This window comes from Mycobacterium sp. E2327 (assembly GCF_001672675.1).
Taxonomy (GTDB): Bacteria; Actinomycetota; Actinomycetes; order Mycobacteriales; family Mycobacteriaceae; genus Mycobacterium.
Genome location: NZ_LZKE01000129.1, coordinates 1 through 10,536 on the forward strand (window position 1 = coordinate 1; position 10,536 = coordinate 10,536).

The following is a 10,536-nucleotide window of genomic DNA, read 5'->3' on the forward strand; positions in this document are numbered from 1 at the left end:
ATTGCCGCCGGCCCCGCCCCCCCCGCCGGTACGGGTGTGGGGCTAACCGCGGGCGCCGCCGGCGCCCCCGCCCCCGGGGGGGTCGGCGGGGCCGGCGGGGCCGGCGGGACCGGTGGTCTGATCGGCGGGCTGATCACTGCGGGCGGAGGGGCCGGTGGCGTGGGCGGATACGGCACCGGCAGCGGCGGCGCCGGCGGGCCGGGCGGCTACGCCAGCCCGCTCTTCGGCCATGCCGGCGCCGGCGGGGACGGCGGGGCCAGCGCGGCCGGCACCGGCGGAGCCGGCGGAACCGGCGGGAACGCCGGCCTGCTGACAGGCGCCGGCGGGGACGGCGGGGCCGGGGGATTCGGCGCGACCGGCGGGGGCGGCGGCGGGACCGGCGGCAATGGGGCCCTGATCGGCAACGGCGGCGGCGCCGGCGGCGCCGGCGGAGACAGCTCAACCGGCACCGGCGGTGCCGGGGGGGCCGGCGGCAGCGCCGGCATGCTTCTGGGGCCCGGCGGGGCCGGCGGGGTCGGCGGATTCAGCTCGACCGGGGCCGGCGGGGCCGGCGGGGCCGGCGGCCAGGCCGGTCCACTACTCGTGGGCGGCGGCGGTCCCGGCGGCGCCGGCGGAGACGGCGCGACGACCGGCGGCAACGGCGGCAACGGCGGCAACGCCGTAGCGATCCTCGGCGCCGGCGGCAACGGCGGCAACGCCGGGCTTGGCACGACCGCGGGCACCCCCGGCACCGGCGGCACCATCACGCTGCTCGGCGCACCCGGGCTGAACGGCTTGCCCTAGCCGCACATCTTCTGAGCCCAGGCGATGTGGCCTTCGTAGCCAAGCGATTCCGCCATGGCGCGATAGCGATCCCGGTAACTGCGGTAGGCGAAATCGTCGCCGCGAGCGCGGGCCAGCAGCGCGCGCAGCCGCAGCAGCCAGACGTCGCGTATCACCAGTCCGTCATCGGCTGGCGCAGCCGCCAAACGCTCGACCGCGGTCTCGGCTTCGGCCAGGTCGGCGTCGGTCCCGCGGTCGAGCAGCGTCTCCACCAGAACGCCCGTCGCGGGAATGCTGTAAATCAGCAGCTGCCCCTCGCGGAACGTATGGTCGGCGGTGGCGCGCATCAACACGATGGCCCCATCGCGATCTCCACCTCGAGCCCTCTCCCGTGCCGAGTAGAGATTGAGGACCTGTAGCACCGCTATGCCCGATCCCGTGCGTTGGACCATCTCGCTGACCTCGGTCAGCAGCTTGTGTCCCCGAGCACGCTCGGCGGCCGGGTGGCGGTGCACCAGCGCCATGCCCAGCGTTTGCCGGGCTTGGGCCACCGCGATGTCATCACCTGATCGTTCGACATCCTGCAGGGCATTCTCGATCTCGCGCACCGCCCGATCGTCGGGCAGGTCCACGCCGTACGGTATCCCGCCGAAGTAGAGCCAGCAGACAACCCACGCATAGGACGCAGGGTCGGCGCTGCGGCCCAGAGCCACGGCCTGCCGCTGGTCGTCGCGCCACCCGGGAAGACCCAGTAAACACCGAGCACGACTTCGCGCAATGAAAGCGATCGCCAACGGGGACCCAACTATGAAATTGCCTTTCAACGGGTCATTGTCGGCCAGCTCGATGACCCGCTGCGACCAGCGCAGCATGTCACTGAACTCGGCGGTCTCCGCCTTGGCGTAGATCGCTAATGGAGACAGCCCCACCATGAGGGTCGGATCGCCGATGGATTCCATAAGGGCCATCTGTTCGGATGCCAGCCGCGACGCCTCGCGCACCCGGTTCTGAAACCCGTAATCGACCACCAGCCCGGCCATCCCGATGGCCAGCGACGCCTTGTCCCCGGCGGCGGTGCACAACTCCCGTAATTCGTCAAACCGGTCCCCGGCAACCCGCTCGTGGACTCGGAAGGCGATCCCGCACAACATGGTGCGCGGGGCGATGCGCATCGCCACCCGGTTGGGGTCCTCGGCGGGCAGTGCGTCGGCGACCCGTTGGGCACGCTGCCAACTCAGCCACGCAGATGCGAAGTCGCGGTTGGTCGCCCAGGCTGCGGCGCGCATGTGCCAACCGTAGGCGGCATGCGCATCGCCGGCGGCCTCCAAGTGTTCGGCGATCAGGGCGGCATTTTCCTCGGTGGCGGCGCGGTCGCCTGATTCGATGGCGGCCGCGACGCGCCGGTGCAACTCGGCACGGTCCGATTTGAGCTGTGATTCGTAGGCCACCGCACGGACCAGCGGGTGGCGGAAAGCGTACTCGGCGGTTGGGGTGAGCCGTACCTGATCGATGAGCTCCGCGCCTAGCGGCTCGTCGAGCACCGCGTCGATGCCCAACGCGTCGAGCAGGTCCGCCGCGAAGCGTGCCCCGATCACTGACGCCGCGTAGACCGTCCGTTTGGCCGGTGTGCTCATGCGGTCGATGCGCGCCTCGATGGCCGTGTGTACCGTGGCCGGCACGCTCACCTCGGCCACGTCGACCTGGCGCACGTAGCCACCACGCTCGCCTGCCAACGCCCCGCTTTGGGCCAACTCGCGCACCATCTCCTCGGCGAAAAACGGGTTCCCGGCGGCCCGTTCCGCGAGCGCATCCGCTAGCTCGCCGACCGACGGATCCGAGCCCAGCAACTCACCGATCAGTGCTGCGGTATCCGAATCACCAAGGGGGGCAAGCGTTATCGTCTGCGCGGCGGGCACCCGCGTCAAGGCGCCCTGGTACTCGGGGCGGGCGGTGAGCAACACCATCGACGAGGTTTTCGGGATGACCGTGAGGAAGTCGGCCAGCATCGACTCGCTGACCGTGTCGATCCACTGGGCATCCTCGATGATCAACAGCGCCGGTCGCGTGCTGGCCAGCGACGCGGCGTTGATCAGGGCGGTCAACCGGCGGCGCCGCGCATCCGGGCCGATGGCGGGCAGCGGCACCTCCGGATCGGCGATGCCGAGCAGATCCTCAAGCAGCAGCAGATCCTGGGGGTCGGCGTTCGGCAGCTGCTCCCGCACCCGGGCGCGGGCGGCTTCGGCGCCGAGGTCGGCCACGCCGGTGCGCGAGCGCAGCAACTGGGCCACCACACGGAAGGGAATATCACCGGCGTGGGATTCGCAGTAGGTCCAAAACACCTCGACACCTCGACCGGCTGCCACGGCCGCGGTCTCGCGGGCCGTCCGGCTCTTGCCGATGCCCGGCGGCCCCACGACAGCCACCACGCCGCCATGGCCGCTGATCGCGCGGTCCACCAGCGCGCCCAGAGCCGCCATTTCCCGGCTGCGACCGACCAGCCTTGCCTCGGCGCGTCCGACCGGCCCATGCCGCGGACCGATTCCGATCAGCCGGCGCGCGCGCACCGGTTGGTCGATGCCCTTGACGTGCACCCATTCGGGTTCGGTCAGCGTGGCGGCATGCTCGACCAGCCGTGCCGTCGACTCCGACAGCATCACCCCGCCTGGCGGCGCCACCGACTGCATCCGCTCGGCGAACCCGACCGGCTGTCCGGTCGCGGCGTACCTCGGCGACCCCGGGCCGATCTCACCGGCGATCACCCGTCCCGAATTCAGGCCCACCCGCAACCGCAACGGCACGCCATCGCGGCGGGCCACCTCCTCCGCCAGCCGGTTCACCTCGTCCTGGATCGCCAGCGCCGCCAGACACGCCCGAAAAGCGTGATCCTCCAACGCAACTGGCGCTCCGAACAGGGCCATCAGCCCGTCACCGTAGTATTCGACCGTGCCGCCGTAGCGGCGCACCGCCGCGGCCGACCGCTCGACGGCTTCGGTCATGATCTCGCGCCACCGCTCCATGTCCAGCGCGGTCGCGATGTCCATCGAGCGCACCATGTCGGCGAACAGCACCGTCACCTGCTTGTATTCCGCCGTTGTGTCGGGCACCGCGACCGGAGACCCGCACGCATTGCAAAATTTCGAATTCGGCGGCAATTCGATACCGCACGCGCCGCAAGCCAACCCCGCCGCCGTCATGCCAGTACCACCTATCGCGGCCAAACCCCGATCCGCCAAGAATAGGGGCGTTTGGCGGCGAACAACACGCTCAATTCCGCGCGAGTGGGCTAGGCGCGACCGCAGGGGGTACCCGAAGACTTTCGGCATGCGTATCAGGAGGGTGTGATGGCCACCAGCAGCGCCGTGGAGATCCGGTTCGGTGCACCGGAAAACGTGTTGGAGGTTCAGGTGGGCACAGTCGAAGTCGACGTGCCACGGTCGATCGGCTACTTCGGCGGCCTGGTGGTGGCCACCGGGATGGGCCTGATCGAGCCGCCGCTGGCGCTGTTCATCGCGGCGGTCCCGCTCTTCAAGGTGTTGACGAACACCGCGCTGCCCAAGGCGGTTCGCGTCGTCGGCGAGGTGCTCGAGGGGGCGGCCAAACCGGTGGGCAGCGACGCCGAAGGCGTCATCGTGTTGGAGGACCAGCACCAGTCCGACACCACGGTCGTGCACGTGCCGGCGCAACGCAAGCGCGCGGCCAGTCGGCGCTAAGCCGCTTTAAGCAGCGGAAGTCACGCGATAAACGTCGTACACGCCCTCGACGTTGCGAACGACGTTGAGCAGGTGGCCCAAATGCTTGGGGTCGCCCATCTCGAAGGTGAACCGGCTGATCGCCACCCGGTCACCGGATGTGGTGACCGACGCCGAGAGGATGTTGACCTTCTCGTCGGCGAGCACCCGGGTGATGTCCGAGAGCAGCCGGTGCCGGTCGAGCGCCTCGACCTGGATGGCCACCAGGAACACCGACGACGCCGACGGTGCCCAGAGCACCTCGATGATGCGCTCGGCCTGCTGTTGCAGCGACGCGGCATTGGTGCAGTCGGTGCGGTGCACGCTGACCCCGCCGCCGCGGGTGACGAACCCCATGATCTGGTCGCCGGGCACCGGCGTGCAGCACTTGGCCAGCTTGGTCAGCACGCCGGGTGCGCCGGGTACGGAGACGCCGACGTCGTCGCTGCTGCGCGGGCGGCGCAGCATGGTGGTCGGCGTGGACCGCTCGGCGAGTTCCTCCTCGGCCTGGTCGATGCCGCCGAGCTCGGCCAGCAGCCGCTGCACGACGTGGCGCGCGGACACATGCCCCTCACCGATCGCGGTGTACAGCGCGGACACGTCGGCGTAGTGCAGCTCGCGGGCCACCGCGGCCATCGACTCGCCATTTACCAAGCGCTGCAACGGAAGTCCGCCGCGGCGCACCTCGCGCGCCATCGCGTCCTTGCCGGCCTCGAGCGCCTCCTCGCGGCGCTCCTTGGCGAACCACTGGCGGATCTTCGTCTTCGCGCGCGGGGACACCACGAACTGCTGCCAGTCCCGCGACGGCCCCGCGTTGGGCGCCTTGGACGTGAAAACCTCGACGACTTCGCCGTTTTCGAGCTTGCGTTCCAGCGCCACCAGCCGGCCGTTGACCCGGGCGCCGATGCAGCGGTGCCCGACCTCGGTGTGCACGGCGTACGCGAAGTCCACCGGCGTCGACCCGGTCGGCAGCGTGATGACGTCGCCCTTGGGCGTGAAGACGAAGATCTCCTGGACGGCAAGGTCATAGCGCAGCGACTCCAGGAACTCGCCCGGGTCGGCGGCCTCCCGTTGCCAGTCGAGCAGCTGGCGCATCCAGGCCATGTCGTCGATCTCGGCGGCGGCGTGCGGATGCGGAAGCCCGTTGCGGCCCTTGGCTTCCTTGTAGCGCCAGTGCGCGGCGATGCCGTACTCGGCGGTGCGGTGCATGTCGCGGGTGCGGATCTGCACCTCCAGCGGCTTGCCCTCCGGCCCGACGACGGTGGTGTGCAGCGACTGGTACACCCCGTAGCGCGGCTGGGCGATGTAGTCCTTGAACCGGCCCGCCATCGGCTGCCACAGCGAGTGGACCACGCCGACGGCCGCGTAGCAGTCGCGGATCTCGTCGCACAGGATGCGGATGCCGACCAGGTCGTGGATGTCGTCGAAGTCGCGGCCCTTGACGATCATCTTCTGATAGATCGACCAGTAGTGCTTGGGGCGGCCCTCGACGGTCGCCTTGATCTTCGACGCACCCAGCGTGTTGACGATCTCGGTGCGGACCTTGGCCAGGTAGGTGTCGCGCGACGGCGCGCGCCCGGCGACCAGCCGCACGATCTCCTCGTACTTCTTGGGGTGCAGGATCGCGAACGACAGGTCTTCCAGCTCCCACTTGACGCTGGCCATGCCCAGCCGATGGGCAAGGGGCGCAATGACTTCCAGGGTCTCGCGGGCCTTGCGGGCCTGCTTCTCCGGCGGCAGGAAGCGCATGGTGCGCATGTTGTGCAGCCGGTCGGCGACCTTGATCACCAGCACCCGTGGGTCGCGGGCCATGGCGGTGATCATCTTGCGGATGGTCTCGCCCTCGGCAGCGCTGCCCAGCACGACGCGGTCCAGCTTGGTCACGCCGTCGACGAGGTGGCCCACCTCTTCGCCGAACTCCTCCGACAGCTGCTCCAGCGTGTAGCCGGTGTCCTCGACCGTGTCGTGCAGCAGCGCGGCCACCAAAGTGGTGGTGTCCATGCCCAATTCGGCCAGGATGTTGGCGACGGCCAGCGGGTGGGTGATGTAGGGGTCACCGGAGTGGCGCAACTGCGTGGCGTGCCGCTCGTCGGCGACCTCGAACGCGCGCTGCAGCAGCTGCAGGTTGGCCTTGGGATAGATCTCCCGGTGCACCGCCACCAGCGGCTCGAGCACGGGGTTCAGCGCGCTGCGCTGGGCGGTCATCCGCCGCGCCAGCCGGGCGCGCACCCGGCGCGAGGCGCTGCTGGAGGTCTTCAGCGTCTCGGTCGGCGCCTCCGATGGCTCGACGACCGGCGTCTCTTCGATCGGCGGCGCGACAGCCTGCGTCGTGCTCTGGTCGTCCGCCACGATTGTCACCTCCGAGGTCGAGGATATCGCTTATATCCCCGGGTTAGGCTCGGCTCAGGCTGTACACCGGCAGCGGAGCGACGGCCTGGCGACCGCCCAGCGCGACGAGTTCCACCACCACCGCGGCCGCGGTCACATGCGCGCCGGCGCGCTTCAACAGCCGGGCGGCCGCGCCGAGAGTGCCGCCGGTGGCCAGCACGTCGTCGATGACGACAACGTCGCGGCCGCGCAGATCGATCCCGTCGGCCGGGATCTCCAGGGTGGCGCTGCCGTATTCCAGGTCGTAGCGCTCGGCGTGCACCGGCGGCGGCAGCTTGCCGGCCTTGCGGATGGCCAGCACACCGGTGCCCAGCCGGCCGGCGACGGCCGCGGCGACCAGGAACCCGCGGGAGTCGATGCCGGCCACCAGGTCGGCGGCGGACGCGATCTCGGCCAGCGCGTCGACGACCGCGTTCATCCCGTCCCGGTCGGCGAACAGCGGGGTGAGGTCCTTGAACTGCACGCCGGGCTGCGGAAAGTCGGCGACGTCCCGCGTCAGCGACGCGATCACGTCGGAAACCGGCACACGCGTCACTCGACTAGCGCCCATCGATCCATGTTCCAGCCGGCGCCCCACCGGGTCGGATTCCTGCTCACGGCGTACATCTTCTTCGATGTCAGCAGGGTGCGCTGCTGCCGGTAGAGCGGCAGGGTCGGCATGTCGGCCCACAGCGGCGGGGCCGCCTGCGCCAGCAGCCGGACCCGCTCGGCGGGGTCGGCCGATACCGCCAGCGCGCTGATCGCGCCGTCGACCTGGGGGTTGTTATAGCCCGACAGATTGTTGCCGTTGCCGCTGTGCAGCGCGTAGGCGTCCATCGCCGACGACCCGGTCGACCCGCTGCCGGTGGCCCCGCCGGTGCTCGCCAGCAGCACGTCGATCTTGCCGTCCCGCAGCGCCTGGGGTCCGGAGGTGTCCAGCGGGACGCTGGTGACGGTGATGCCGGCCGCCTCGCACGACTTGGTGATCGACCCGACCGTCACCGCCAGCCGCGCGTTGGGCCCCTGGTAGCCGATCCGCACCGGCTGGGGCGCGCCGCCGAGGGCCTCGCGGGCGGCGGCGGGGTCGGCCTTGCCGAACGGGCCGGCCTCGGCGGCGCCCTCACCGGCCGCGATGGCGTCCTCGGTGGCGGGCTGCAGGCGGGAATTGGCGATCGGCACCCCGGCGTCGTGCGCGATCGTGTCGCGCGGCGTGCACAACGCGAACGCGCGCCGGGCCTTGGGCTGCGCCAGCGGTCCCTGCGGCGCGAAGATCAGCTGCTCGATGCCGTCCGACGGCGCATCGGAACGCTCGTAGTTGTCGGGGGTGGCCAGCGCGCCGGAGGAACCGGCCGCGACGTCGACGACGTCGACGCTGCGGTTGTTGACCCGGTCCTGGATGTCGGGCCCCTGGGGCCAGACGGTGATGCGCTTGGTCACCGCCTTGGGCCCCCACCAGCGGTCGTTGGCGACGAGCACCACCGCGCCGCCGTCCAGGATTCGCTCGATCTTGTACGGGCCCGACGACGGGAAGCGCTTGAGGTCGACACCTGGCTTGAGGTCCCAGCCGGTGTTCCACAGCTTGGCGATCTGCGCCACCACGGGCCCGTTGTTGCTCAGCAGCGCCGCGGTCACGTCCACGTTCAGCTGGTCGGCGATCACGTGCGACGGCATGATCGTGGTCGCGGCGAACAGCTGGGCGTAGTCGACGACGGCGCGGTCCGGGACGAAGGACACCCGGGCCTTCTTCTGGCCCGGGATGCACTCGACGTTGGCGACGTCGACGTAGCCGGCCTGGCTGGCGGCGTCGAAGCCGGGGAACCGGCCGGACTGGGCCGCCCACGCCAGCACCAGGTCGTCGCAGGTCACCGGCTTGCCGTCGCTGTAGACGGCGTTGTCGGCGATCTGGTAGTCGAGGACCAGCGGCGAACCGCCCACGACCGAGACGGAGCCGAAGTCGCGGTCGGCGACGACCTGCCCGTCGGGGCCGTGATAGCCGAAGCCGGTCAGCGTGCGGGCGAACGCCTGCGCGCCCGCCGACGCGGCGCCGACGACGGTGTTGGTGTTGTAGCTGACCAGCGGGCCGTCGACCACGTAGTCGACGTTCGAGGCGGCGCTGCCCGAACACCCGGCCAACGCGAACGCCGCCAGCAGCATGCCGGCCAACGCAGCCGCCGCGGTCCCCCTCAGGTTCCCCCGGCCGGCCCGCAACATGTGGCCTACCGCCGGCCCGCGTTTCGCTTGCCGGTCGGGCGCCGGGTCCCGGTGGGGCGCACCGGGCGCGCGCCGGGGGCCGGCTTGCTCGGCGCGGGTTTGGCGGAAGCCTCGGCGGCCTCGGTGGCCTTGTCCGCCTCGGTAGCCTCGGCCTCCTCGGTCGCCTCGGTCGCCTCGGTCGGCTCTTCGGCGGCGGACTCGGAGATCTCGACGGCCGACTCGTCGGAGCGCGCACGCCGCTTGAGGACCCGGCGGGTGTGGGTGCGCACCAGCTCGGTGCGTTCGCGCAGGGTGACCAGCAGCGGGGTGGCGAAGAAGATCGACGAGTAGGTGCCGACCACGATGCCGACCAGCTGCACCAGCGCCAGGTCCTTCAGCGTGCCGACGCCCAGCAGCCACACCGCCACGACCATCAGCGCCAGCACCGGCAGCACGCTGATCAGGCTGGTGTTGATCGAGCGCATGAACGTCTGGTTGATCGCCAGGTTGGCGTGCTCGGCGAAGGTGCGCCGGTTGGTGTGCTGGAAGTCGCGGGTGTTCTCCTCGACCTTGTCGAACACGATGACGGTGTCGTAGAGCGAGAAACCCAGGATGGTCAGCAGCCCGATGACCGTCGCCGGGCTGACCTCGAAGCCGACCAGTGAATAGACGCCGGCGGTCACGGTCAGGTCGAAGACCATGGTGGTCAGCGCCGAGATCGCCATGTAGCGCTCGTAGCGGATGGTGATGTACAGGCTGACCAGCGCCAGGAACACCACCAGCGCGATCAGCGCCTTCTTGGTGATCTGGTCACCCCAGGTCTCCGACACCGCCGAGTCGCTGATGGCCTGCTTGCTCGGCTTGCCGTCGTTGCCCTTCGGCTGGAAGGCGTCGAACAGGGCGTTGCGCAGCTTGGTGGTCTGGTCGTTCGTCAGCGTCTCCGAGCGGATCTGCACGGTCGCCGAGGCGCCGTTGCCGACGATCACCACCGACTCGGCGTCCTTGCCGATGGTCTTGCGGAAGACCTCCGACACCTGCGCGGTCTGCGCTGTCCCCCGCGGCATCGAAACGGTCGTGCCGCCCTTGAAGTCGATCCCGAAGGTGAAGCCGCGCAGCACGATGCTGATCAGCGCCACCGCGACGATCGCGCCGCTGATCCCATACCACAGCCGGCGCCGCCCGATCACCTCGAACGCGCCCGTGCCGGTGTAGAGCCGGGAAATGAAGCTGTGGTGCGGCAGCTGGGCGCTGTCGGTCAGCGCGGTCGCATCCTTGGCGGCACTCATGCGCTATCCCCGTCCCGTCTTCACGTCCGCCGCGGCCCGGCGTTCCCGCGCGACCTGCTGCACGGCGCCCAGGCCGTTGTACGCCGGCTTGGCCAGCGTCGTGGACTGGGACGCCAGGTAGACCAGCGGCCAGGTGCGGGGCTTCGCCTTCACGTTGGGCCTCACCACGCTGCTGGACACCGTGGTGGTGTTCCTGGTGACCT

7 protein-coding genes and 1 pseudogene are annotated in these 10,536 nt (G+C 70.5%); 2 read left to right on the plus strand and 6 right to left on the minus strand.

The genetic code is table 11. The features are described from left to right. Positions 1 to 783, plus strand: a pseudogene (locus A5712_RS30855) (PE family protein); the annotation flags it as partial. On the opposite strand, the gene A5712_RS15500 reads toward A5712_RS30855, so the two are convergent. Next, positions 780 to 3,956 carry an adenylate/guanylate cyclase domain-containing protein gene (locus tag A5712_RS15500; protein WP_068106786.1) on the minus strand — a complete coding sequence of 1,059 codons (3,177 nt, stop codon included), beginning with the start codon at positions 3,954 to 3,956 and terminating at the stop codon, positions 780 to 782. The pseudogene A5712_RS30855 and the gene A5712_RS15500 overlap by 4 nt on opposite strands. 147 nt (positions 3,957 to 4,103) lie before the next feature. Between A5712_RS15500 and A5712_RS15505 the strand changes: the two genes are divergently transcribed. Then, entirely contained in the window at positions 4,104 to 4,472 is a 369-nt protein-coding gene (locus tag A5712_RS15505; RefSeq protein WP_068106788.1) for a hypothetical protein, read from the plus strand. Positions 4,473 to 4,478: 6 nt separating this feature from the next. Here the strand turns inward: A5712_RS15505 and A5712_RS15510 are convergent, their stop codons facing one another. The 5 genes from A5712_RS15510 to A5712_RS15530 form a co-directional block, all read right to left on the minus strand. Next, the gene (locus A5712_RS15510; protein ID WP_068106796.1) at positions 4,479 to 6,839 is read right to left on the minus strand and encodes a bifunctional (p)ppGpp synthetase/guanosine-3',5'-bis(diphosphate) 3'-pyrophosphohydrolase; all 2,361 of its coding nucleotides are present in this window, start codon (positions 6,837 to 6,839) and stop codon (positions 4,479 to 4,481) included. A gap of 43 nt (positions 6,840 to 6,882) precedes the next feature. Continuing rightward, positions 6,883 to 7,428: an adenine phosphoribosyltransferase gene (locus tag A5712_RS15515; protein ID WP_068106791.1), complete on the minus strand. Its 546-nt coding sequence runs from the start codon at positions 7,426 to 7,428 to the stop codon at positions 6,883 to 6,885. Then, on the minus strand, positions 7,410 to 9,011 hold the full coding sequence (locus A5712_RS15520) for an ABC transporter substrate-binding protein (RefSeq protein WP_231982137.1): 1,602 nt from the start codon (positions 9,009 to 9,011) through the stop codon (positions 7,410 to 7,412). The genes A5712_RS15515 and A5712_RS15520 overlap by 19 nt, the downstream gene beginning before the upstream one ends. A gap of 62 nt (positions 9,012 to 9,073) precedes the next feature. Next, the gene (secF, locus tag A5712_RS15525) at positions 9,074 to 10,333 is read right to left on the minus strand and encodes a protein translocase subunit SecF (RefSeq protein ID WP_068106794.1); all 1,260 of its coding nucleotides are present in this window, start codon (positions 10,331 to 10,333) and stop codon (positions 9,074 to 9,076) included. Positions 10,334 to 10,336: 3 nt separating this feature from the next. Beyond that, positions 10,337 to 10,536, minus strand: a 200-nt coding sequence (locus A5712_RS15530; RefSeq protein WP_231982136.1) for a hypothetical protein, incomplete at its 5' end; no start/stop codon positions are given.